Here is a 23,875-nt window from a genome sequence, read left to right as displayed (position 1 = left end):
ATGAGCGAAAAAATCATCATGCGCACCGGCGAGGCACTCGTCGCAGGCGGTCCTCCGGGGACCGCGGCCGAGCCGGAAGTCGTCATCGGCGCGCTGGACGGCCCTGTCGGCACCGCGCTGGCGACGCTGACGGGCGATCAGGTGAAGGGCCACAGCCGCGTCTTCGCGCTGCTCAACACCGACATCATGGTGCGCCCGGCGACGCTCTGCGTCTCCAAGGTGACGGTGGACGACCCGAAATACACCAACATCCTGATGGGCACGGTGCAGTTCGCCATCGCCAACGGCGTCCTCGACGCGGTGCGCGAAGGCATCCTGCCGAAGGATCAGGTCAACGATCTCGGCATCATCTGCTCGGTCTGGCTGGCGCCGACCATCGTCGACGTGAAGGACCTCGACCACAAGGTGCTCTTCGACATCCATCGCGAGGGCATGAAGAAGGCGATCGCCAAGGCGATGCGGAACGAGCCGTCGATCGACTGGCTGCTCGAGAACCAGGATCAGATCGTCCACAAATACTACCAGATGGGCCTCGACGGGAAGATCTGAGGACGCTGGACCGGCCGTCATCCTGCTCGTTCCGCTTGGTTCATGAGCCCGTCCTTTCCACAGCGTCGGAGCGGACGGGCCGAACATCAAAGTCTCGTCATCCCGGCCCCCGAGCCGGGATCCATGCCTCTGCATCGACACGTCTATTCGGTTCAGAATCAATCAGTTGGCATCCCATCCTTGCGGCAGTCTCGCCGATTTGGAATGGATCCCGGCTCAGGGGCCGGGATGACGAGACGTGAGGGTCTTTGCGACTCCGGCACCGTCGAGAGACTGGGACACTGCCGAAAGGCGACAGCCGGCCGGGCGGTGTCGGATAGTTGAGACTATTGTCGACATCGGTCAGAGCAGCCTTGGCTGGCGCGACGGCGGGGCCGGCACAAAGCATCGCAGGTGACGCCGTCCACGCCCCGCCCCATCTTCCCCGTCGATGCCCAGACGACCTTTCGATCGCGCCGCAGGCCCGCCCCTCGCCTCCGCTGCCGCTTCGGCGCCCGCCACCTGCTGGCTCTGCGGCCGGCCCCTTGGCCGCCGGGTCGAATGGCACCACCCGCTGCCCAAGAGCCGCGGCGGGCGGACGACCGAGCCGGTCCACCCGATCTGCCACCGCACGCTCCACGCCACCTTCACCAATCACGAGCTCGCCCGCATGTCCGCGGCCGGCGAACCGGTCGCCGGGAGCCCGGAACTGCAGCCGTTCCTGCGCTGGATCGCCGGCAAACCGCCGGATTTTCACGCGCCGACGAAGCGGCGGCGGTGACGATGCAGAGAGGCGCCCGCCGGGGGATCCGGCGGACGCCTCGAATGTCGTGGATGCAGGCGGTTCCGGCCTGCTTGCCTGATCCGGCCCTGCGCCTCAGCGCTGGGCGGCTTCCTCGCAGGCCTGGACGTGCTTTTCCAGCGCCTCGTTTGGCAGGAAGCCGGCGATCGAGCGGATGTCGCGCTTTTCGAACTTCGGCATCTTCTGCAGTTCCTGCAGTCGAGTGATCAGCTGTGCTCGGCTCATCATTCTCTCCTTTCGACTTGCCGGCCCCTGGCCTCATGCCGAAGGGGCGGCGCTTCAGAACACGATCCCGGAAAGTCGCAGACTGTTCGGATCAGATCGTGCGCAAAAACCGATGCACGATCCCGAAAAGTCGACGACTTTCCGATGGGCCATGCGTCAGATCAACGTGTCGGAGCGCGATAGGCTCCCATTGAGCCGGACCGCGCTCCCGCGGAGCTTCTAGGTGGCCTCAGGCCGCCCGGACGCTGGCCGTCACCGGGATTTCGATGTCGACCTCGAGGGTCGAAACGTTCTCGCCCCGCTGCATCGTGACGTTCACCTTGTCCTGGTCGAGTTGGACGTGTCGGGCGATCACCGCGAGGATCTCCTCGCGCAACAGGCCGACGAGGTCGGAATGCCCCACCTGGGCGCGTTCGTGGGCGAGAAGGACCTGCAGTCGCTCGCGCGCCATCGGCGCGGAGCTCCGCCTGTTCAGGAAGCTGAAGAGGCTCATGCGGCCCTCCGACCGAAAAGCTTGTTCATGAAGCCGCGGCGCTCGCCCGGGATGGTCATCGGCACCTGTTCGCCGGCGAGCCGGCGCGCGGCGTCGCGATAGGCGAGCGCGGGTGCGCAGGTGACGTCGGCGAGCGTCACGGGGGAGCCGAGATTGGAAGCGCGCAGCACGTCCATCGATTCGGGAATGATGCCGAGCAGCGGGATCGACAGGATCTCCAAGACGTCGTCGACCTTCAGCATGTCGCCGCGCTCGGCCCGGGCCGGATCGTAGCGGGTGAGAAGCAGGTGCTTCTCCATCCGCTCGCCATTCTCGGCCTTCTTGGTCTTGGCGTCGAGCAGGCCGATGATGCGGTCGGAATCGCGCACCGAGGAGACTTCCGGATTGGTCACCACGACGGCGGTGTCGGCATGGCGCATGGCGAGCGTGGCGCCGCGCTCGATGCCGGCCGGCGAATCGCAGATGATCCAGTCGAACGTCTTGCGCAGTTCGTCGATCACCCGCTCGACGCCCTCGGCCGTCAGGTTGTCCTTGTCGCGGGTCTGGGACGCCGGCAGAAGGTACAGCGTCTCCAGCCGCTTGTCGCGGATCAACGCCTGGCTGAGCTTGGCATCGCCCTGGACGACGTTGATCAGATCGTAGACCACCCGGCGCTCGGCCCCCATCACGAGGTCGAGATTGCGCAAGCCCACGTCGAAGTCGACGACGACGGTCTTCTCGCCCCTTTGGGCGAGCGCCGCCCCGAGGGCGGCCGTCGACGTCGTCTTGCCGACGCCACCCTTGCCCGATGTCACCACGATCACTTTCGCCATGTCATTCTCCTGCTATTGCCCAGCCGTCATGGCCTCAGGCCAGCCTTTCGGCTTTGATGGTGTCGCCTTCGAGCCAGACCACGACGGGCTGGCCGCGATGTTGGGGATCCATGTCGTCGGGCATTTTGTAGAGCCCGTCGATCGCCAGAAGCTCGGCCTCCAGCTTGCGGCAGAAAATCCGCGCGGAGGCATTGCCGACCGAGCCGGCCAGCGCCCGACCGCGCAGCGTGCCGTAGATGTGGATCGAACCGCCGGCGACGACTTCCGCCCCCGAGGCGACGGAGCCGAGAATGGTGACGTCGCCCTCGGGAAAGATCACCGACTGGCCGGAGCGCACCGGCTCGGTGATCACGATGGAGGAGGCCGCGCGCTGCGCATGGACCTCGATGGCGGGCTCGGCCTTTTTCGGCGGCTCCGCGGTCTGGCTGTCGCTGGCCGTCGGTGCCGGCGCCGGGGTGGGTTCGGGCTCGATGTCGCCGGCCGGACGGCCGCCCTTCATCAGCGGCGGCATGTTGGGAGCGAGGACCGAGCCGCGCACGCCCTCGATCCCCATGACGCGCACGCCGCGCTCGCCGAGTTCGCCGAGCAGGTCCTTCAGGTCGGCCTGCGTGACGTCGACGCCCTCGAGGTCGAGGACGATCGGGCGGCCGAGAAAGAAGCCGGTGGAGCGAGCGGCGAGATCGTCGAGCCGCTCCAGCCAGTTGGAGAACGGCAGCTCGGGCGACAGCACCAGCGCCAGGAACGACCGTCCCTTGAGGCGGATCGGGCGGGTGTCGGTCAGCGTCTTGGCAAGCGTCTTCGTCATGGTCCACGGTATCTGTTGGCGAAAGGAGCCGGTTAACGAGGGTTAACCATTGGAGTTTGCGCCGGGCTGACTCTCGCCGGCATGGGACGTCGTCGGGGGGACGGAGCCGAACGTGGCCGGCGGCCGCGGTCGCCGCACGATCCCTTTACTGCTCGGCCGCGAGGCTGTTGCGGGCCCCGAGGATATGGGCCCGCATCACCGCCTCGGCCCAGGCCGGATCGCGCGAGACGAGCGCCGCGATGAGCTGGCGGTGCTCGAACAGACTGCGCTCGAACTCCTGACGCGAGAACCGCGCATAGGTGTTGATGAGGAAGCCGATGTTCATCAACCGGGCGGCCGATTCGGCCAGCGTCACGTTGCGCGATGCCGCGAGAATCCGCCGGTGGAAGGCCTGGTTGAGCGCGGAGACCCGCTCGACGCCCGCCTCGTCCGCCTCCCAGCTCAGGCCGGAAGCCGCCTCCATCCCGCGCTGGAGTTCCTCCAGTTCGTCGAGGTCGCGCTGGTCGCGCCGCTGTGCCGCAAGACCCGCCGCCGTGCTCTCCAGAAGCGCCCGGACCTCGTAGATCTCCGAAACTTCGCCTTGGGTGCGGTGCTTCACCACGGTGCCCGAATGCGGCGTCATGTCGACGAAGCCGTCGCCGGCGAGCCGCACGATGGCCGAGCGGACCGGCGTGCGGCTCGCCCCGAAGCGCTCGGCGAGAACGGCCTCGGTGATCTTCTCGCCGGGCGCCAGACGGCCGCCGACGATCTCCCGCCGGATCTCCTCATAGACCCGGTCGGCCATGCGAAGCCCTGCCCTGCCGTCTTGCTTCGGTGATGCCATCTTTCGCCTCGTTGGATACAATTTCAGGGCTTTGGCGGAGGCACACCCTAAATCTATTGACCGATTGGATACAATGAGCTTCACTATCGGACGGAAGTGACGGCGCCGTTGGGAGAGGGCGCGAGGGGTGGCTTGCACGCCCCGTCATCGGGAGGAAGGATGCCAGGACCGCTCGCGGGAATCCGCGTTCTCGAAATGGGCCAGCTGATCGCCGGCCCGTTCTGCGGGCAGCTGCTCGCCGATTTCGGTGCCGAGGTCGTCAAGATCGAGCCGCCGAAGGCCGGCGACGCCATGCGCCAGTGGGGGCGGACGGACGCCGAGGGCCGCCCGCTGTGGTGGCCGGTCATCGCCCGGGGCAAGAAGTCGCTGACGCTCGACCTTCGCAAGCCCGAAGCCCAGGGCGTCGTGCGCGAACTCGCGGCAAAGACCGACATCCTGGTGGAGAACTTCCGCGTCGGCCGCATGGAGGAGTGGGGCCTCGGCTACGACGCGCTGAAGGCGATCAATCCGGCGCTGATCATGGTCCGCGTCACCGGTTTCGGCCAGACCGGCCCCTATGCGGATCGCGCCGGTTTCGCCTCGGTGTGCGAGGCGATGGGTGGCCTGCGCTACATCGCCGGCTATCCCGACCGCCCGCCGGTCCGCGCCGGCATCTCGATCGGCGACACGCTGGCCGGCCAGAGCGGCTTTCAGGGCGCCCTCCTGGCGCTTCATCACAGACAGCGCACCGGAGAAGGCCAGATGGTCGACGCCTCGATCTTCGAGGCAGTGCTGTCGGTGATGGAAAGCGTCGTCTCCGAATATGACGGCGGCGGCCACGTGCGCGAGCGTTCCGGCAGTTTTCTGCCCGGCATCGCCCCGTCCAACGCCTATCCGACCGGGGACGGCGAGACGGTGATTATCGGCGCCAATCAGGACAGCCTGTTCCGCCGCCTGTCGCAGGCGATGGGCCGGCCGGAACTCGCCGAGGACGAGCGCTTCGCCAACCACCGTGCCCGCGGCCGCAACCAGAGCGAATGCGATGCCGTCGTCGCCGAATGGACGGCGAAGCACACCGCCCACGAGATCGTCGACCTCCTGGCGGAGGCCGGTGTTCCGGCCGGCCTCACCTACAAGGCACCGGACATGCTGGACGATCCGCACTTCCAGGCGCGTCAGTCGATCACCCGGGTCGAGGATCCGCAGATCGGGCCGATCGCCATGCAGAACGTCTTTCCCAAGCTCTCGGCCTCGCCGGGGGGAATCGAGCGCACCGGCCCGGAACTCGGCGAGCACACCGACGCGGTGCTTGGCGGATGGCTCGGCTACGACGACGCGAAGATCGCCGATCTGAGGGCTGCCCATGTCGTCTGAGCGTAGGTCGTCTGAGCGCAGGTTCGAGCTTTCGGCCTCTGCGAGTGCAGGAGCATCGCGATGATCGAGCCGGTGATCGTCGTCGTCATCATGCTGGCGCTGATCGCAATCGGCGCGCCGATCTTCCTCGCCCTCGGCGCCGCCGGTCTCGCCGGCCTCTACATGACCCGCGGCACCATGGCCTTCTTCTTCGGGCCGACCTCGCTGTTCGGGCAGCTCAACAGTTTCGAGCTTCTCGCCCTGCCGCTCTTCGTCCTGATGGGCAACTTCCTCGCCGCCACACCGGTCGGGGCGAACCTCTTCCGTGCCGCGGTAATCTGGCTGCAATGGCTGCGCGGCGGGCTGGCGATCGCGACGATCGGCGCCTCGGCGGTGTTCGGGGCAGTCAGCGGCGTCTCCATCGCCGGCGTCGCCGCCGTGGGGTCGATCGCCGTGCCGCAGATGCTCGACCGGGGCTATTCGCGGACGCTTGCCGCCGGCAGCGTCGTCAGCTCCGGCGCCCTCGCCATGCTGATCCCGCCGAGCGTCCCCTTGATCATCTACGGCGCTGTCTCGTCCGTCTCGGTGGCGGATCTCTTCATCGGCGGCATCGTGCCCGGCATCACCCTGGCCCTGGCGCTGTCGGTCTACGTCTACTTCCGGGCGCTGCTGAATCCGTCCGAGGCGCCGCGCGGCGAGCGGGTGGAATATTCCTGGGGCGACCGGCTGAGGGCCCTCGGGGGCATCTGGCACGCCGCCCTCCTGGTCGTCCTCGTCCTCGGGGCGATCTATTCCGGCATCGCGACGCCGAGCGAGGCCGCGGCCTTCGGCGCCGTCGGGGCATTTCTCGTCGCCGTCGCGATCTTCCGCTGCCTCGACGCCAAGGGGATCGTCGCGGTCCTCGCGTCGAGCGCCCGCATCTCCGGCGCGATCCTCATCATCATGGGCTGCGCCCGCATCTTCGGCGACTATCTCAACCTCGTGCGGGTGCCCGACACGATCGCCAGCCTTTTGATCGGCACCGACCTGCCGCCGGAAGCGATCCTGATGCTGATCATGCTGGCCCTCGTCGCGCTCGGCATGCTGGTCGACGCCGTCTCGCTGATCGTCGTGACGACGCCGATCCTTCTGCCGCTGATCACGACGCTCGGCTACGATCCGCTGTGGTTCGGGATCATTCTGGTGATGAACCTCGAGATCGCCGTGATCACCCCGCCGGTCGGCCTCAATCTCTACACCCTGAAGGCCGTCGCGCCGATGCTGAAGATCGAGGAAATCGTCCGCTCGGTCATTCCCTTCGTCGTCATCCAGTTCCTGATGCTGGCGCTGTTCGTCCTGTTTCCGGCGCTCAGCCTGTGGCTGCCCAATCTCGTCAAGTAAACCGTCTTCATCTGGGAGGAAGAAACATGACCATCGACAGACGCAAGTTCCTGATCAGCACCGGCGCTGTATCCGCCGGCGCCGCGTTCGGGCTCAGGCCGGGACCGGCCCGGGCGCAGACGACGCTCACCGGCGTCACCTACCTGCCGCCCTCCTACGAGGATCTCGCCTTCGGCAGCCAGGGCTTCGTCGACTACGTCAACGAGAAGCATGGCGACGCGGTCAAGATCGACTTCTACGATTCCGGCCGCCTGCTCTCGGCCGACGAGCAGCTTCCGGCGCTGCGCTCCGGCAATATCGACTTCATGTTCCACACCACGAGCTACATCACCCGCTCGCTGCCGATCCTAGGGATCATGGGGCTGCCCGGCGTCGTCGGGCCGCTCTACGAGAATCCGGACCGTCTGAAGCGCGGCTCGCCGCTGTTCGAGCTGATGAACCAGGAACTCGGCAAGCAGGGGATCACCGCGCTGTCCTTCGGCGGCGGCATCATGGAGCCGGAAATCATCTGGAGCACCGGCGCTCCCGGCATCCGCGATCTCGAGGACATCGGCGGCAAGCGCGTGCGCGTCGTCTCCTTCGAGGCGACGAAAGCGATCGAGGACTTTGGCGGCGCGGCGGTGCGCATCCCCTCCTCCGAACTCTATCTGGCGCTCCAGCGCGGCACGGTGGACGCCGCCGTCGCGACGGTCTCCACGATCAACGGCCGCTCGATCCAGGAGCAGGTCAAGCAGGTGCTGCGCATCCCGGTCACCGCCTTCGCCATCGGCATCTTCGTCAAGACCGACCGCTGGGAGGCGATGGACGAGGGCGCGCGGAGCGCGTTGACGGAAGCTGCCGAATGGTTCGACACCCATAGCGCCAAGGCCGCCAACGAGGACTATTACAAGAAGCAGTACTGGCCGAAGTTCGAGGCGCTCGGCATGGACGTGATCGAGCCCGACCAGGCGATGCTCGACCGCTTCGCCGAAGTCAGCGTCAACGTCCGCGAGGCGTGGATCGCCGACGTCGGCGAAGAAGTCGGCAACAAGGCGATCGACCTCGCCATGGGCAAGGCCAGCTAGGCGGGATGATGCGGGGAGAGGACGCAATGACGAGCAATCCGGTCGTCAGGGCCATCGATGGGCTCTCGAGGCTGTTGCAGTTCGGCGGCGTCCTCGCCCTCGCCTTCATGGCGGTCACCGTCACCTATGACGCGCTGATGCGTTACGTCTTCGCCGCGCCGACGTCCTGGAGCCTGGAGATCAACTCGTTCCTGATCGTCTATCTGGCGCTGATGACGGCGGCGGACGTCGAGCGGCGCGGCGAGCACATCGGCATCACCCTCCTGCCGGATGCCATGCGCCCGAAGGGCCGGCTGGCGCTGCGGATCGTCGTCGCCGTCGTCGGCGCCGGCTTCTGCGCCATCCTGACATGGCGCGGTTTCCTGATGGCGCGGGACGCGTTCTCCTATGGAGAACGCGTCTCCTCCGCCTTCGGCACACCCTACTTCATCCCCTATGCCATGCTGCCGATCGGCTTCGGGATGCTGGCGCTGCAGTTCGTGCTCAACGTCCTGCGGCCGACGAAGCCGCGCGACGAGACCGTCCATCAGGTCTGAACCGGCGACGGCGGTGGTCACGGCGGCATGGTCCCCGGCGAGAACGATGAAGGAGCAATGTCATGACGCACCGATCGGGTTCGGTCACGCTGCTCGAGGTCGCCCCGCGCGACGGCTTCCAGTCGATCGCCGCGCCCTTGCCGACGGGGGAGAAGATCGCCATCGCCGAGAGGCTGCTCGACGCCGGCGTGACGCGCATGGAGCTCGGCTCCTTCGTCAGCCCCAAGGCAATACCGCAGATGGCCGACATGGCCGAGATCGCCGCCCATTTCAAAGGCCGTGAAGGCTGCCGGCTGTCGGTGCTGGTGCCGAACGCCAAGGGCGCCTCGCTGGCGCTCGCGGGCGGCTACCGCGACCTCGTCTTCGTCGTCTCGGTCTCTGAAGCTCACAACCGCAACAATGTCCGCCAGTCCGTCGCTCAATCCCTCGACCAGCTCCGGGCGATCGTGGCGGAGATGGGCGACGGAGGCGAGAGACTGCGCGTCGACCTCGCCACCAGCTTCGATTGCCCGTTTACCGGCGCTGTGCCGCTCGACGCCGTCCGGCGCGTCTTCGCCGAGGCGCTGTCGATCGCTCCCAAGGCCGAATTCGCCCTCTGCGACACCACCGGCCGGGCCGATCCCCTGACCGTGGCGCGGCGCTTCGAGACGGTGATGGCGGACGGGCCGGCGGATGCAGTTTGGGCGTTCCACGGTCACGACACCTTCGGCATGGGCGTCGCCAACGCCTTGTTCGCCCACTCGGCCGGCGTGTCGATCATCGAAGGCGCGGCCGGCGGGCTCGGCGGCTGCCCCTTCGCGCCGGGGGCGACGGGCAACACCGCCACGGAAGACCTGCACTTCGCCTTCGAGGAGGGCGGCATCGCCACCGGCATCGACCGCGAGAGACTGCTGGCGGCGGCCGACCGGATTGCCGCGCTGCCCGGCGGCAAGACTGCCAGCCATCTGCGCAACGTCCCGCGCAAGCGCGCCCTCGCCGGCTGAGCCGGCCACGGGCGACCATGCGCGCGTCCAAGCCTCACGCCGTCGCCCGTTCCTCGTCCCAGACCGCGACCCTGTGGCCGGGCGAGACGCCACGCCACTGCCGCGCCGGCGGCGCATAATCGAACGGGCGGATCGGGTTCTTCACCTCGCTGTCGTCGATCTCCCGGCGCCGGCCTCTTTGGCTGGGGTCGGGGATCGGCACGGCGGCGAGCAGGCGCTTTGTATAGGGATGCTGCGGGTTCTCGAAGATCGCCGCGCGCGGCCCGATCTCGACGATCTCGCCGAGATACATCACCGCGACGCGGTGGGCGATCCGCTCGACCACGGCCATGTCGTGGGAGATGAACAGGAAGGCGAGGCCGAGACCCTGCTGCAGGTCGAGCATCAGGTTGATCACCTGCGCCTTGATCGAGACGTCGAGCGCCGACACCGCCTCGTCGGCAATGATCAGCTTCGGCGCGAGGGCGAGCGCGCGGGCGATGCAGATGCGCTGGCGCTGGCCGCCGGAGAATTCGTGCGGGTAGCGCGCTGCCATGGCGGGATCGAGCCCCACGCGCGGCAGGAGTTCGGCGACCTTCTGCCGGGCTTCGTCAGGGGTGGCGATGCGATGGACGAGCATCGGCTCGGCGATCGCCGCGCCGACCCGCATGCGCGGGTCGAGACTGGCGAACGGATCCTGAAAGATCATCTGGACGCGGCGACGCAGGAAGCCGAGCTCGGAGCGCTTCAGCGCCAGGACGTCGCGGCCTTCGAGTTCGACCTTGCCGGACACCGCCTCGGTGAGGCGCATGATTGCCCGGCCCGTCGTCGACTTCCCACAACCGGATTCGCCGACGAGCGCCAGCGTCTCGCCGGCGAAAAGGTCGAAGGAGACGTTTTCCACTGCATGAACCCGGCCGGTGACGCGGCCGAAGAAACCGGACGCCATGTCGAAACGGGCGGAGAGATCGCGCACCCTGAGAAGCGGCGTCTCGGCCGCCGGGGGCGCTGCAACGGCCTCGCCGACGCCGTCCGCCTTCCCGGTCTCGCCATCGACCAGCGGAAAACGCACCGGCAGGGTCGTGCCGCGCATCGATCCGAGTTCGGGCACCGCCGAGAGCAGCGCCCGCGTATAGGGCTCGCGCGGGGCGCGGAACAGCGACGCGGTGTCGCCGGCCTCGACGACGCGGCCGTTCGACATTACCGCCATGCGGTCGGCGACCTCGGCGACGACGCCCATGTCGTGGGTGATGAACAGGACGGCGAGGTCCTCCTCCTCGCGCAGGATCTCGATCAGGGCCAGGATCTGCGCCTGGATGGTCACGTCGAGGGCCGTCGTCGGCTCGTCGGCGATCAAAAGCTTTGGCCGGCAGGCGAGTGCGATGGCGATCATCACCCGCTGGCGCATGCCGCCCGACAGCTGATGGGGATATTCGCCGAACCGCCGCGCGGCCGCGGCGATGCGAACCCTGTCGAGCATGCGCAAGGTCTCCGCCTTGGCCTCGCGGAACGACATCTTCTCGTGCTCAATCAGCACCTCGGAGATCTGGTCGCCGATCGTCAGCGCCGGGTTGAGGCTGGACATCGGCTCCTGGAAGATCATCGCGATCTCGTTGCCGCGCACGGCCCGCATCGCCTGCTCGGGCAACGCCAGGAGGTCGCGGCCTTGGAGCTCGACGCGACCGGAGACCCGCGCGGCCTTCCGCGGCAGAAGCCGCATCATCGCCAGCGCCGTGACGCTCTTGCCCGAGCCGGATTCGCCGACCAGGGCCAGGGTCTCGCGCGGCGCGATGTCGAACGAGACGCCGCCGACCACAGGCTGCCACGCGCCCTGCCCGAAGAAGGACACCCGAAGGTCCTCGACGCGGATGATCGGCTCGGTCATGGGCGCTCTTGCCGAAATCAAACGAATGGCAGGAGGGCGCCGATCCCCTCCATCTCGGCCTGCCGCAAGACACGGGCGGCGAGCGCAATGTCGAACAGGTTGAGCCCGAAGCTCGAAAAGTAGATCGAGGACTTTTCGGGCGGGCGCCAGCGGTCGACCACGAGTTGGGAGAGATCGGCGGAGACCCGACCCGGTTCGAACCGCTTGGCGCGATACATCTGGAACAGGCTCTTCGCGCTCCTCTCGGCGAAGTCGCCCCACAGGTCGACGACGACGTGGTCGAACCCCACGATCGCTTCGAAGGACACCTCGTTGTAGCCGATCTGGACCACCAGCCGGCCCGGACGGACGACATCCGGGCCGAGGAGAGGTTCGGGGGAAGTCGTGCAGCAGAGGACGACGTCGGCGGGCTCGATCGCCCCCTTGATTGTTTCAGCGGCAAGCAGCGCCGGGCCGTTGCCATCAGACAGTTCCGTCAGCAGCACATCGCGCCGCTCGGTCGTCCGGTTCCACAGCCGGATCTCGGTAACCTCGGGAAACAGCGCCCGGATCATCTCCACATGCGCCCTCGCCTGCGCGCCGGCGCCGAGCACGGCGACGCGCCGGATCGTACCCTTGGGCAGCATGTCCATTGCGATCGCCGTGACGGCAGCCGTCCGCATGCGGGTGAGCAGCGCGCTCTCGACGAGGCCGAGCGGCCGGCCGTCGCTCAGCCGGTTGACGAAGGTCGCGCTGGTGATGCTCGGCAGATCGCCGACGGGCGCTGCCCGATGCATCGCCCATTTCAGCCCGGCGGCATCGATGTCGCCGCCGAGCGAGGCCGGCAGGCCATAGGCGTTTTCGCGGGCGTCGCCGCTGACGGGGAGAACGCTTTCGGCGACCATCGACGCTTTGCCAGAGCGCAGCAGCCGCGTCGCCTCGCGCACGTCCTCGACCGCCAGGCGGAAATCTGCGCCGCCTGCGGCAAGGACGTCGGCGCGCGACAGATAGCGGATCTGGATCATGCCTCTTCGTCTCCCGCCCGGCCCATGGAGCAAAGCCAAAGCGCGACGGATTTCAGGAAGCGCGGATAACCTTCGAGGGTGAGGAATTCGTCGACGCCATGGGCGTTGCCGCCCCGCCCCGCACCGCCGATGAGGAACGAGCCGGCATGGGGCGCGAAGGCATAGGCCGGCGCCGCCCCGATCGCCCAGGGCCAGAGCTGCGGCGTCCCGGACGTCTGCGCATAGGCGGCGAGCAGCGCTGAAACGCCGGCCGAGTTGCGGGCGAAGCGATGGCCCGGATAGGCGTCGGCGACCTCCGGGAAGAGGCCGTCGAGCCCCTCGTCCGCCAGCCTGCGGCGGTAGGCTTCGACGAATGTCGCCGGATCGAGACCCGGCGGGCAGCGCAGATCGAAGCCCGCCTCGGCCGATCGCGGGATCACCGCATCGCCCTCGGCCGGATCAGTGGCAAGGCTGGAGATCGTCGCCGACGCCGTCGTCAGCACACGGGTCAGCAGTGCCGCGGCGTCGCCGTCGATCGCGTAGCGACCCGCCTTGCGGAAGCGCAGCTCGGCCTCCGGATCGAAGGTCGTGGCGAGCTCGACGACGAGCGCCCTCGCCTCCTCGTCCAGTTCGATCGCGCCGAGCCGGCCGGTCGGCGGCCTCCCGAAGAGCGCCAGCGCTTCGACGAGCCGGCTCGCCGGATTGGCAATCCACGGGGCGTTGCTCGAATGGATCGCCGCCGACGGCCCGCCCCAGCCGCCGCCCGCGACGCAGATGCGGCCCTTGGCGATGCCGGAAAAGCCGAGATAGAGCCGCGGTGGCCCGCCGCCATATTCGCAGAAGGAGGGAAACAGCCCGGCGAGCGCCGGGCGGACGGGGCATTCGGGATCGGCCAGATAGTCGCGCAGCGCGCCGCTGCCGCTTTCCTCCTGGCCTTCGAGGAGGATCTCGACATTGACCGGAAGCGCATCCCGGTCGGCGAGATCCTTCACCACCGCCAGCATGCCGGCGAGCGGGCCCTTGTTGTTCTCCGCCCCCCGCGCGACGAAGCTCGGCCCGATACCGTCGAGATCGACCATGCCGCCCTCGAACGGCGGAACCTGCCAGCCCGAGGCGTCGGCAGGCATGACGTCGTACATGTTGTAGAGAATGACGGTGTTCGCAGCACCGACATCGAGCCGCGCATGGATCACCGGCGGCCTGCTTCGGCTGGACGCCGCCGAGACGATTTCGGCGCCGAGTTCGGCCCGAAGCCAGTCCGTCAAGGCGTCGGACTGGCGCTTCATCCCCGCCGCGTTCCCCTTGACCGAGGGGATGGCGCACCACGCCCGGGTCAGCTCCAGCGCCTGCTCCGTCAGGCCTCGATCCGACATGGCTTCATCCGCCAGAGCCTGCGGGGCACCCGTCACAGCCGGATCCTCGGATTGAGAAAGACATAGGCGACGTCGACGAGGAAGTTCATCACCACGAAGGTAAAGGCCGCGAAGAGGACGACGGCCTGGACCACCGGAAAATCCTTCGTCTGGATCGAATCCACCGCCAGCCGACCGATCCCCGGCCAGGCGAAGATGATCTCGGTGATCAGCGCGCCGCCGAGCAGCGAGGCGAAATACATGCCCTGGACGGTGATCACCGGGATCAGCGCATTGCGCAGGGCATGGTGGACGACGATGCGCCAGTTGGAAATGCCCTTCGCCCTTGCGGTGCGGATGTAGTTTTCCCCGAGCACCTCGATGAGGCTCGCCCTGACCAGCCGGGTGATCGCGCTGAAGTAATAGGCGCCGAGCGCCAGCGACGGCAGGACGAGCTGCTGCGCCGTGCCGATCCCGCCGCTCGGCAGCCAGCGCAGATTCAGCGAAAAGACGATGATCAGGAGAAGCGCCAGCCAGAACACCGGGATTGCTTGGCCGAGCAGCGAGATCACCCGGATGACGAAGTCGATGGCGCTGTTCTGCCGGACGGCGGCGATCGTGCCGAGCAGAAAGCCGAGCAGCGAACTCCACAGGAGCGCCGCCATGGCGAGAAGCGCCGTCGCCGGCAGCCGCTCGAACAGAAGCTCGATGGCCGGGCGCTGAAAGCGCAGCGACCGGCCGAATTCGCCGGACAGAACGCCGCCGACGAAGCGCAGATACTGGACGAGGATCGGATCGTCGTAGCCCATCGCGTGGCGGAAGACCTCGATCTCGGCGCGGCTCGCCTCCGGCGGCATCATCACCGCCGCCGGATCGCCGGTCAGGAACAGGGCGAAGAAGACGATCAGCGAGACGCCGACCATGACGATGAGCCCCTGCAGCGCGCGTCCGGCGATGAACAACAGAGCTTTCAAAGGATCTATGCTGCCCTTTTGTCGGCCTGGCGCACCAGCCAGTCGCCGAGAAGGTTGCAGCCGACGACCAGCGCTCCGATCGCGAGGCCCGGATAGAGCACGAGCCAGTTCGCCAGGAGGATGAAGGATCGCCCCTCGCCGATGAGGTTGCCGAGCGTCGGCGTGGGCGGCTGGACGCCGAGGCCGAGGAACCCGACCGAGGCTTCGAGGATGATCAGCCGCGGCAGGTCGAGCGTCAGGAGCACGGTCTGCGGACCGGCGATGTTGGGCAGGACGTGGCGGAAGATGATCCCCGCATCGGAAACGCCGATGGCGCGGCAGGCTTCGACATATTCGAGCTCGCGCACCTCGAGCGTGCGCGCCCGCGCGACCCTTGCGAACACCGCCCAGCCGGTGACGCCGAGCACCAGGACGAGGTTTCCGATCGACGGTCCGACCACGGCGACGATCAGCAGAATCAAAAGGATGAACGGGATCGCCAGTTGCACGTCGACGGCGCGCATGACGACGAGGTCGATCCAGCCGCCGAAATAGCCCGCAATCATGCCGAGAAACGTGCCGGTGACCACCGAGATCACCGCGGCGAGGAGCACGATGCCCAGCGAGATCGCCGTTCCGAGGCCGAGCCGGGCGAGAAGGTCGCGCCCGAGCTGATCGGTGCCCAGCGGATGCAGCTGGCCGTCCACCACCGACATGGGCGGCCGGAAGGTCGCGGAAAGGACGCCCCGGTCAGGGTCGAGAGGCCAGAACAGCGGGACGAGGATGGACATTGCAACGACGGCCGAGAGAAGCGTCACGGCGAGGACGGCGTCGGCGTTGCGACGAACGCTCCAGAACCGCGTCATCGCCTATCGGGTCAGCTTGATGTCGTAGACCGGGATACGAGCGTCCGGCCGGCCGGCGAACTCGACGTCCTTGGCTTTGCCGTAAAGCGCGTCCTCCTGATAGAGGGTCAGAAGCGGCACGGTTTCGGCGGCGACCTTCTGGATCTCTTCGAGCACCTTCTTTCGTGCCTCGGGGTCGACGATCTTGCGGCTTTCGTCGAGCAGCGAGTCGAGTTCGGGCACGTCGGCGGTCGAATAAGGCTCGCCGCTGCGCATGATGGCGTAGACCGCGGCGTCCGCATCGAGGGTCTGGGTGGATCCCCAGCCGAGCATGAAGATCGGGCCCTTGCGCGGCACATCCTGGGTATAGACCGACCAGTCGAGAACTTCCTGCTCGACCTTGACGCCGACATCGCCGAACTGTTGGGCGATCGCCTGCGCGACCTCCGAATCCTTCATGTAGCGATGGGTCGACTGCATCTTGATGGAGAAGCCGTCGGGATGGCCGGCCTCGGCCAGGAGTTGCCTGGCCTTAGCGGGATCGTAGGGTGTCGGCGGAATGTCGAGATAGCCGAAATCGGCTGGGCCGACCTGCGTGCCCTTCACCGTCGCCATGCCGCGCAGGATGTTGTCGACGATGCTCTTCCGGTCGATCGCCGCGTCGAGCGCCTGCCGCACCTTCAGATCGTCGAGCGGCGCCTCCTTCATCACGAGGCCGAGATAGACCGTGAGACCGCCATTCTTGACGAGCACGAGGTCGGCGTCGGGGCTCTGTTCGATGATCGGCACGAGGTCGACCGGGACGCTCTCGATGAAATCGGCCTCGCCGGTCAGAAGCGCCGTGACGCGGGCGGTGCCGTCGGGAATGGCCCGCCATGTGACCATGCCGATCGAGGGCGTCCCACGCCAATAGTCGGCATTGGCCTGAAGGACGACGTGCTGATCGGGGACGAATTCGACGAACTCGTAGGGCCCCGTGCCGACCGGCTTGCGGGCGAATTCGTCGTTGCCGACCTCCTTCACGTATTTTGGCGGCACGACATAGGTGGGGTAGCGGCTCATCCGCGTCGGCAGCAGCGGATCCGGACCATCGGTCTTGATACGCACCGTATACGGGTCCACGACCTCGACGCCCGACACGGTACGGATGTAGGAAAGCGTCGGCGCGTTCGCCGCAGGGTCGATGATCCGGTCGATGGTGAACTTCACAGCCTCGGCGTCGAAGTCCTCTCCGTTGTGGAATTTCACGCCTTTACGGAGCTTGAACTCCCAAGTGGTGTCGTCCAATGGCTTCCACGACTCAGCGAGTCCTGCCACAAGCTTCATGTCCTCGCCGCGCATCACGAGCGTGTCGAAGATGTTGTCGACGATCGTCGCTGCCTCGCGCAGGAAGCCTGGATCCAACGCCGTGGTCGAAACCGCGCGCCCAATGGTGATTTCGCTCTCCTGGGCCGAGGCAGCGGATAACGGGGTCAACAACCCTGCAACTGCCAGGAAGAGGACTCTGATGTGCTTCATGGCGAACGCATCTCCAAGTGGTGCTGGCGAGGGGACGTTACAGCGTGACGGATCGGGAGGGCAAGGTCCTATGATATATCCAACAGGGTACGCGTTGCGCGGCCCGATCGGATCGCAAGAAACGAGGCAAGGCGGTTGAAGAAGGAAGCAGAAGGGGCACTGAGCTCGCTGACCGCAGCACCGCGCAAGAGCCTGGTCGGCCATGTCGAGGAGGTTCTACGCCAGGCCCTGATCGAGGGGCGGCTGCAGCCCGGAACGCGGTTGGTGACTCGCGAATTGGCCGGAAGTCTGGGCATGAGCATCACGCCGGTGCGCGAGGCGTTGGTGCGCTTTGCAGCATCCGGTGTCCTCACCGCCGAGCCCTCCCAGTCGTTCCGTGTGCCACGGCTGACCGGCGAGCAATATTCGGAGATCGCCGAGGTGCGGAAGTCGGTGGAAGGTCTGGCGGCGGCCAAGGCGGCCGAGCGAATATCCACCGACGAGATCGAGCGCATGGAGACGTTGCTCGAGCAATATCTTGCCGCGCGGTCGACGGATGATGCCCATCTGGCGCTTCGGCTCAACAAGGAGTTTCGCTTCGTGCTCTATCGGGCCGCGAACATGCCGACTCTCCTCAGCTTGATCGAGATGCTGTGGCTGATGGCAGGCCCGGGTTTCAACTATCTCTTCGTTGGCGAACGCCCACCGACGTTCGAACACAAGAATTACGACGATTTGTTGAACGCCCTGAGGTCGAAACAACCGCAAGAGGCACACGTGGCGATCCACCGCGCCATCGACGACGGCGCGGCACAGGTCCTCGAGGCGATCGCCAAGCGGGACGGAGCGACCAGCGCCACCTGACGCCCGCCATCGCCAGGGCCGCGGCTCTCCGGACCCGATCAGTGCCCCGCGAATGCGACGAGGGTCTTGACGGAAACGCCGAGATCTTCGAGCCGCTTGCGACCGCCGAGTTCCGGCAGGTCGATGACGAAACATGCTCCGACGATCTCGGCGCCGAGCTCACGCAGCAGCTTGACCGCGCCCTCGGCGGTTCCGCCGGTGGCGATCAGATCGTCCGTCAACAGGACCCGCGTTCCCGGCGCCACCGCATCGCGGTGCATCTCCATCTCGTCGACCCCGTATTCCAGGCTGTAGGCGACGCGGATCGTCTCGTGCGGCAGCTTGCCCTTCTTGCGGATCGGCACGAAGCCGGCGGATAGCTGATGGGACAGCGCACCGCCGAGAATGAAGCCACGGGCCTCGATGCCCGCCACCAGCGCGACGCCTTCGTCCTTATAGGGTGCGACCATCGCATCCACCGCGGCCCGGAACGTCTCCGGGCTCGCCAGCAGGGTGGTGATGTCGCGAAACATAATGCCGGGCTTGGGATAGTCCGGGATCGTTCGGATGGCGGCGACGAAGTCGACCGTCGATGCGGACATGGTGTTCATCTCGGTTCGCGCTCAGGCGGCCTTACCAATGGTCTGGATCACTTCGAAGCCTTCGAAGTTCGGATGGCCGTCATAGAGGGGACGGGTGCCGCCGGCGCTGCCGTGAGCGGCACGGAAAGCCTCCGAGCGCGTCCAGGCGACGAAGGCCTCTTCGCTCTCCCACACCGTATGCGAGGAGTACAGCCGGTGCCCCTCTCCTTCGGGCCCTTTTAGCATGTGGAACTCGACGAAGCCCGGAACCTCCTTCAGCTTCGAATCGCGGTTCAGCCACATGGACTCGAATTCCGCCTCGGCGCCGGGCAGGACCTTGAAGCGGTTCATCGCGATAAACATCGATTACTCCTTTTGCTGTCGGCAGGGACGCGCCCGGTGGGGAAGCTCGGAGAGGTTTTTCGGCTCTCGCGGAGCCGAATGCAAGCCGGTCCGGCCAGCTTCGGCAAGGCCGCCGCCGAATGCTTCATACCTGCGGCCAGGAAGAATGGGCTACGGGTATGAAGCACGCGCGGCGATTGAGCTTAGCCCCTTGGCGCCGGTTAAAGACCGGGACCGACGGTACAGTGAAAGAGAACGAAAAAGGGGGCCTCGTCGGCCCCCTCGATATCGAAACGCCACGGCTTTTTGCCGTAGCTCAGTGCGCCGTGCCGGCCCAGACGCGGCGCTTGACCGCGAAGAGCAGCCCCGCGAAAACGACGAGGAAGATCATCACCACGAAGCCCGTCGCCTTGCGCTCCGCGAGATGCGGCTCGGCGGCCCACATCATGAACGCCGCAACGTCCCTGGAATACTGGTCCACCGTCTGTGGCGAGCCGTCCGGATATTCGACCTGGTCGTCGCCGATCGGCGGCGGCATGGCCAGCGCCGGACCGGAGATGAAGTACGGGTTGTAGTAGGTACCCGGCTGAAGCGATTCCGCAATGGCCTGCGGTGGCTCCTGGTCATAGCCCGTCAGAAGCGCGTGGATGTAGTCGGGCCCCGCCTCCTGGTACTGGGTGCCGAGGTCGAAGACGAAGGTCGGAAAACCTCGCTCCACCGCGCGCGCCTTGGCGATCAGCGAGAGATCCGGCGGCGCCGCGCCCCCGTTCGCAGCCGCGGCCGCGGCCGTGTTCGGGAATGGCGAGGGGAAGTAGTCGGACGGAATCCCTGGCCGTTCGAACATCTCGCCGTCGCCGTTCGGTCCGTCCTGCACAGTGTACTCGGCCGCGAAGGCCTTCACCTGCGCCTCCGAATAACCGAGAGCCTCGAGGTTGCGGAAGGCGACGAGCCGCATGCCGTGGCACGCCGAGCAGACCTCTTTATAGACCTTCAGGCCACGCTGCAGCTGGGCGACGTCCCAATGGCCGAACGGACCCGCAAAGGACCAGTTCAACTGCTCGGGATGCCGCAGCGGATAGTGCGGCGTCTCGGCATGACCCTCTTCGGCCGCCTCGGCGCTGGCATCCTGGCCGGCCGCAGCCTCTTCGGATGCGGTGTTTTCCGTCGGTCCCTGGCCATCCTGGGCCTGCGCAAAGCTCAATGGAGCAAAGGCGAGGCCGGCAGCCAGCAGAGCTGGCAGGAGTTTTCTCATCGGTCGTTCCCCCACTCGTCCGTCAGCCTTTGGTTTCCGGTGCCGCCGCGGCGCCCGCGGGCGTCCCGCCACCGGCATTCCTGGCCAGCACCGCCTCGGTAATCGAGCCGGGCAACCGTCGTGGCGTCTCGACAAGACCGAGCACCGGCAGGACGATCAGGAAATGGCCGAAATAGTAGATGGTGCCGATCAGCGCCAAGGTCGGGTAGATGCCTTCCGCAGGACGTGAGCCGAGCCACCCGAGGAAGATGCAGTCCACCACCATGATCCAGAAGAAGATCTTGTAGACCGGGCGGAAGGCGGTCGAGCGAACGCGCGACGTGTCGAGCCAGGGCAGGAAGAACAGCACCAGGATCGAGCCGAACATGACGAGCACGCCGCCGAGCTTGGAGTCGATCGGGCCGATATTGAAGGTGATCGCCCGCAGCATCGCGTAGAAGGGCAGGAAGTACCATTCCGGAACGATGTGCGACGGCGTCTTCAGCGGGTTCGCCTCGACGTAGTTGTCCGGGTGGCCGAGATAGTTCGGCATGTAGAACAGCATGTAGGCGAAGATGATCAGGAACACGACCATGGCGAAGCCGTCCTTCACCGTCGCATGCGGCGAGAAGGGCACGGTGTCCTTGGACGACTTGACCTCGACGCCCGTCGGGTTCGTCTGGCCGGTCACATGCAGCGCCCAGACATGCAGGATGACCACGCCGGCGATCATGAACGGCAGCAGATAATGCAACGAGAAGAAGCGGTTGAGCGTCGCGTTGTCGACGGCGAAGCCGCCGAGGAGAAGCTGCTGGATCGGATCGCCGATCAGCGGGAAGGCGGTGAAGAAGCCGGTGATCACCGTCGCGCCCCAGAAGGACATCTGGCCCCAGGGCAGCACGTAGCCCATGAAGGCGGTCGCCATCATCAGGAGGAAGATGATCACGCCGAGGATCCACAGGATCTCGCGCGGCGCTTTATAGGAGCCGTAATAGAGGCCGCGGAAGATGTGGATGTAGACGGCGACGAAGAAGAACGACGCGCCGTTGGCGTGCATGTAGCGCAGCATCCAACCCCAGTTGACGTCGCGCATGATCTTCTCGACCGAATCGAAGGCGATGGCCGAATTCGCCGCGTAGTGCATGGCGAGAACGACGCCGGTCAGGATCTGCAGCACCAGGAACAGCGCCAGAATGCCGCCGAAGGTATAGGCGTAGTTCAGATTGCGCGGCACCGGATAGGCGACGAAGGAATCGTAGACCAGCCGAGGAAGCGGCAGCCGGGCGTCCAGCCACTGCATCAAGCCCTTGGAGGGAACGTAGGAAGAATGACCACTCATCGGTATTGCTGCCCCCCGGTCAGCCGATTCGTATGTTGGTGTCGGTGGTGAAGGCGTAAGGCGGGATCGCCATGTTCTCCGGCGCCGGCCCCTGCCGGATGCGGCCGGCGGTGTCGTAGTGCGAGCCGTGGCACGGGCAGAACCAGCCGTCGTAGTCGCCCGACGTGCCGAGCGGGATGCAGCCGAGATGGGTGCAGACGCCGACCATTATCAGCCACTGCTCACGTGCAGGCGACATGCCGTCAGCGGCCGCCGCGCCCTCTCCGCCGGAAGGCTGGGCGCCGCCACCGGTCGCGCGGTTGGCATCGGTCGCCGGGGCATCGGCAGGAAGGTTGGCGTTGCGGGCGACGGGATCCTTCAGATCGTCGAGGTTGACCGACTTGGCCTCCTCGACTTCCTGCGCCGTGCGGTGGCGAATGAAGATCGGCTTGCCGCGCCACTTGGCGGTGATCGACTGACCTTCGGCCACCTGGCTGACGTCGACGTCGATCTCGGCCAGCGCCAGCGTCGCGGCATCCGGATTCATCTGGTCGATGAACGGCCAGATCGCGGCGGCGGCACCGACGGCACCGGCAGCACCCGTGGCGATGTAGAGGAAATCCCGGCGATTCGGTTCGGCGGTGTCGTGGACGCTCACGGTCGCTGCAACTCCCTGGACATTGGACCGGCGTGGCCGGCCGGCCGGCTGACGAATTCGGCATTGCCGCGACATGCGGATGGCCAGAACACGAACAACCACACCCCCGCCGCGACGATTGGAGCGGTTCTATGCGCGAACCTCGGCGCTTGTCCAGTACCGATGCTGCCGCAATGGCAACGTGTCGCTGCATCGCACCCGCGGGCCTTGCCCGAAGCTGCGCACCGTCAAGGCCCCGAGCGGCCGGTTGCGGCGAAAAGCCGGGACGGATGCTGTCTCCGCCTCTTGGGAAGGCAATGACAAACCGTTGTTAACCGTGATTGATTAGAGCTAAACGCTTGTATCGATGAGCGATTGACCTCGCCTGCACGGTCGACGTCGCCACGGTTCGCAGGAGGTCGGCGATTTCAGCGGAGAAAGAAGAGGCGTCAACGCGGAGATTGCCGCCTTCTCCGGTCAGCGCATCGCTGGGCATGGAGACCTTGCGGGGAGAAGAGAGGTTCGAGATGTGGCGGACGCTCGTGCGGCCGTTGTTCGACGTCCGGCCGATCGGCAGCGACCTCTCCAGCTTTTCCGGCGGCGCCGACATCCTGCATGCGGGAACCGTGCTGCTCTCCCGGACGGCGGCGACGGCTCAGTGCTTTCACCGCGAAATTCCGAAATACTCCACGCCCGAATGGGACCATATCGTCGTCCAGCTCTACGAAACCGGCGGCTATGTCGGGGACTGCGCGGGCGAATCGATCGGCATCGAAGCCGGCGAAATCAGCGTCCTCGATCTCGGCCGCCCCTTCGAAACCACCGCCACCGACTTTTCCAACGTCACGCTCCTCATCCCGCGCGAGGTCTGTGCCAGAGCCCAGGGCGGGCTCTTCCATGGCCGCCGGCTCGGGCACGATTCGGTTATGACGCCGCTGGTGCGCAGTCACATGACCTTTCTCGCCGATAACGCCCCGAGGCTGACGGGCGCGGAGATGGGCGCCGGCGTCGAGGCTCTGCTGACGCTGATGAACGCCTCGGCCGGACGGGACGGCGATGCACGGGCGCGGGCCGCGCTCGCCGCAAGCCTCAGGCAGAAGATCGTCCAGTTCATCGACGAGAGACTGGCCGATTCTGAACTCTCGCCCGCCGCGATCGCCTCGGGCTGCGGGCTGTCCCGGGCGAGCCTCTACCGTCTGGCGGAGGTCGACGACGGCATCGCCGCCCTCGTCCAGTCCCGGCGTCTGTCGCGCGCCTTCGATCTGATCGTCGATGCGTCGGCGCGGGCCGCGCGCATCGACGACATCTGCCATTCGGTCGGCTTTGCCAGCGCGGCGCATTTCTCCCGCGCCTTCAAGGCCTGCTACGGCGTTTCGCCGCGGGACCTGCGTGCCCTCGCCAGCCAGCGCGTCGACTGTTCCTTCCTGAAGCGCGACCGCCGTCTCGCCGACTGGACGCTTTCCATGCGGCAGCTCTACGAGCGTCTTCTTGCCCAAGGCGGGTGAAAGCTGCCCCCGTCGCGCCAATTGGCACTCCTCTCCTTGCCGACAGTTGCGAAAGCGCAACGGTGTCTCGCTTTGGCGGCGGCGATCGCCGCCTGAGACGCTGGGTCAAGTCGCGCGCCACGCTTCGCGCTAATGCCTCCG

25 protein-coding genes are annotated in these 23,875 nt (G+C 66.7%); 9 read left to right on the top strand and 16 right to left on the bottom strand.

The features are described 5' to 3' along the window. Together fae and GTK09_RS27310 are read left to right on the top strand one after the other, a co-directional pair. A complete protein-coding gene (gene fae / locus GTK09_RS00490) occupies nt 1-549 on the top strand; it encodes a formaldehyde-activating enzyme (RefSeq protein ID WP_163460532.1) in 549 nt (182 codons plus the stop codon). A 430-nt stretch (nt 550-979) separates the two neighbouring features. Further along, complete coding sequence (locus GTK09_RS27310; protein ID WP_163460531.1) at nt 980-1,309, top strand: HNH endonuclease; 330 nt, start codon at nt 980-982, stop codon at nt 1,307-1,309. A 96-nt stretch (nt 1,310-1,405) separates the two neighbouring features. Here GTK09_RS27310 and GTK09_RS27110 read toward each other — a convergent pair whose 3' ends face one another. The 5 genes from GTK09_RS27110 to GTK09_RS00465 all read right to left on the bottom strand — a co-directional run bounded on the left by GTK09_RS27110 (nt 1,406) and on the right by GTK09_RS00465 (nt 4,488). Then, the gene (locus GTK09_RS27110) at nt 1,406-1,555 is read right to left on the bottom strand and encodes a hypothetical protein (RefSeq protein WP_203560823.1); all 150 of its coding nucleotides are present in this window, start codon (nt 1,553-1,555) and stop codon (nt 1,406-1,408) included. 229 nt (nt 1,556-1,784) lie between these two features. Further along, nucleotides 1,785-2,048: a cell division topological specificity factor MinE gene (gene minE / locus GTK09_RS00480; RefSeq protein WP_163460530.1), complete on the bottom strand. Its 264-nt coding sequence runs from the start codon at nt 2,046-2,048 to the stop codon at nt 1,785-1,787. Beyond that, nucleotides 2,045-2,860: a septum site-determining protein MinD gene (gene minD, locus GTK09_RS00475; RefSeq protein ID WP_163460529.1), complete on the bottom strand. Its 816-nt coding sequence runs from the start codon at nt 2,858-2,860 to the stop codon at nt 2,045-2,047. The genes minE and minD overlap by 4 nt, the downstream gene beginning before the upstream one ends. Before the next feature lie 34 nt (nt 2,861-2,894). Then, nucleotides 2,895-3,665, bottom strand: a complete 771-nt coding sequence (gene minC / locus GTK09_RS00470) for a septum site-determining protein MinC (RefSeq protein WP_163460528.1) — start codon at nt 3,663-3,665, stop codon at nt 2,895-2,897. 145 nt (nt 3,666-3,810) lie between these two features. Further along, on the bottom strand, nt 3,811-4,488 hold the full coding sequence (locus tag GTK09_RS00465) for a GntR family transcriptional regulator (RefSeq protein WP_163460527.1): 678 nt from the start codon (nt 4,486-4,488) through the stop codon (nt 3,811-3,813). A 159-nt stretch (nt 4,489-4,647) separates the two neighbouring features. Between GTK09_RS00465 and GTK09_RS00460 the strand changes: the two genes are divergently transcribed. The 5 genes from GTK09_RS00460 (at nt 4,648) to GTK09_RS00440 (ending at nt 9,783) form a co-directional block, all read left to right on the top strand. Beyond that, nucleotides 4,648-5,841: a CaiB/BaiF CoA transferase family protein gene (locus tag GTK09_RS00460; RefSeq protein WP_163460526.1), complete on the top strand. Its 1,194-nt coding sequence runs from the start codon at nt 4,648-4,650 to the stop codon at nt 5,839-5,841. A 60-nt stretch (nt 5,842-5,901) separates the two neighbouring features. Next, the gene (locus tag GTK09_RS00455; RefSeq protein ID WP_163460525.1) at nt 5,902-7,200 is read left to right on the top strand and encodes a TRAP transporter large permease; all 1,299 of its coding nucleotides are present in this window, start codon (nt 5,902-5,904) and stop codon (nt 7,198-7,200) included. A gap of 26 nt (nt 7,201-7,226) precedes the next feature. After that, a complete protein-coding gene (locus GTK09_RS00450; protein WP_163460524.1) occupies nt 7,227-8,264 on the top strand; it encodes a TRAP transporter substrate-binding protein in 1,038 nt (345 codons plus the stop codon). Between the two features lie 26 nt (nt 8,265-8,290). Continuing rightward, entirely contained in the window at nt 8,291-8,800 is a 510-nt protein-coding gene (locus tag GTK09_RS00445) for a TRAP transporter small permease (RefSeq protein WP_163460523.1), read from the top strand. Between the two features lie 62 nt (nt 8,801-8,862). Further along, nucleotides 8,863-9,783: a hydroxymethylglutaryl-CoA lyase gene (locus GTK09_RS00440; RefSeq protein WP_163460522.1), complete on the top strand. Its 921-nt coding sequence runs from the start codon at nt 8,863-8,865 to the stop codon at nt 9,781-9,783. Between the two features lie 34 nt (nt 9,784-9,817). Here the strand turns inward: GTK09_RS00440 and GTK09_RS00435 are convergent, their stop codons facing one another. Genes GTK09_RS00435 through GTK09_RS00410 form a run of 6 tightly spaced genes read right to left on the bottom strand, consistent with a single transcriptional unit; the run spans nt 9,818 to nt 17,298 of the window. Next, entirely contained in the window at nt 9,818-11,647 is a 1,830-nt protein-coding gene (locus GTK09_RS00435; protein ID WP_163460521.1) for an ABC transporter ATP-binding protein, read from the bottom strand. 17 nt (nt 11,648-11,664) lie between these two features. Beyond that, nucleotides 11,665-12,651 carry an ornithine cyclodeaminase family protein gene (locus tag GTK09_RS00430; protein WP_163460520.1) on the bottom strand — a complete coding sequence of 329 codons (987 nt, stop codon included), beginning with the start codon at nt 12,649-12,651 and terminating at the stop codon, nt 11,665-11,667. After that, complete coding sequence (locus tag GTK09_RS00425) at nt 12,648-14,003, bottom strand: M20/M25/M40 family metallo-hydrolase (RefSeq protein WP_163460519.1); 1,356 nt, start codon at nt 14,001-14,003, stop codon at nt 12,648-12,650. Before GTK09_RS00425 ends, GTK09_RS00430 begins: the two co-directional genes overlap by 4 nt. A 32-nt stretch (nt 14,004-14,035) precedes the next feature. Further along, nucleotides 14,036-14,956, bottom strand: coding sequence for an ABC transporter permease (locus GTK09_RS00420; protein WP_203560822.1), 921 nt, complete (start codon nt 14,954-14,956; stop codon nt 14,036-14,038). A gap of 5 nt (nt 14,957-14,961) precedes the next feature. Then, the gene (locus GTK09_RS00415; protein ID WP_163460518.1) at nt 14,962-15,801 is read right to left on the bottom strand and encodes an ABC transporter permease; all 840 of its coding nucleotides are present in this window, start codon (nt 15,799-15,801) and stop codon (nt 14,962-14,964) included. 3 nt (nt 15,802-15,804) lie between these two features. Beyond that, nucleotides 15,805-17,298: an ABC transporter substrate-binding protein gene (locus GTK09_RS00410; RefSeq protein WP_163460517.1), complete on the bottom strand. Its 1,494-nt coding sequence runs from the start codon at nt 17,296-17,298 to the stop codon at nt 15,805-15,807. 135 nt (nt 17,299-17,433) lie between these two features. Here GTK09_RS00410 and GTK09_RS00405 point away from each other — a divergent pair, with 135 nt between their 5' ends. Next, nucleotides 17,434-18,141, top strand: coding sequence for an FCD domain-containing protein (locus GTK09_RS00405; RefSeq protein WP_203560821.1), 708 nt, complete (start codon nt 17,434-17,436; stop codon nt 18,139-18,141). Between the two features lie 38 nt (nt 18,142-18,179). Here GTK09_RS00405 and GTK09_RS00400 read toward each other — a convergent pair whose 3' ends face one another. The 5 genes from GTK09_RS00400 to petA all read right to left on the bottom strand — a co-directional run bounded on the left by GTK09_RS00400 (nt 18,180) and on the right by petA (nt 22,250). Continuing rightward, nucleotides 18,180-18,722 carry an adenine phosphoribosyltransferase gene (locus GTK09_RS00400; protein WP_163460516.1) on the bottom strand — a complete coding sequence of 181 codons (543 nt, stop codon included), beginning with the start codon at nt 18,720-18,722 and terminating at the stop codon, nt 18,180-18,182. Between the two features lie 21 nt (nt 18,723-18,743). Then, complete coding sequence (gene hmuQ / locus GTK09_RS00395; RefSeq protein WP_163460515.1) at nt 18,744-19,064, bottom strand: heme-degrading protein HmuQ; 321 nt, start codon at nt 19,062-19,064, stop codon at nt 18,744-18,746. Between the two features lie 295 nt (nt 19,065-19,359). Beyond that, on the bottom strand, nt 19,360-20,295 hold the full coding sequence (locus tag GTK09_RS00390; RefSeq protein ID WP_163460514.1) for a cytochrome c1: 936 nt from the start codon (nt 20,293-20,295) through the stop codon (nt 19,360-19,362). A gap of 22 nt (nt 20,296-20,317) precedes the next feature. Further along, nucleotides 20,318-21,613 carry a cytochrome b gene (locus GTK09_RS00385; protein WP_163460513.1) on the bottom strand — a complete coding sequence of 432 codons (1,296 nt, stop codon included), beginning with the start codon at nt 21,611-21,613 and terminating at the stop codon, nt 20,318-20,320. Nucleotides 21,614-21,632: 19 nt separating this feature from the next. Further along, nucleotides 21,633-22,250, bottom strand: coding sequence for a ubiquinol-cytochrome c reductase iron-sulfur subunit (petA, locus tag GTK09_RS00380; RefSeq protein ID WP_163460512.1), 618 nt, complete (start codon nt 22,248-22,250; stop codon nt 21,633-21,635). A 506-nt stretch (nt 22,251-22,756) separates the two neighbouring features. On the opposite strand from petA, the gene GTK09_RS00375 reads away from it, so the two are divergent. Then, on the top strand, nt 22,757-23,734 hold the full coding sequence (locus tag GTK09_RS00375; RefSeq protein WP_163460511.1) for a helix-turn-helix domain-containing protein: 978 nt from the start codon (nt 22,757-22,759) through the stop codon (nt 23,732-23,734). Nucleotides 23,735-23,875: the final 141 nt, after the last annotated feature.

This window comes from Jiella pacifica, from assembly GCF_010500815.1.
In the GTDB taxonomy this organism is placed as follows: domain Bacteria; phylum Pseudomonadota; class Alphaproteobacteria; order Rhizobiales; family Rhizobiaceae; genus Jiella; species Jiella pacifica.
This window is presented reverse-complemented; position numbering and strand designations above follow the sequence as displayed.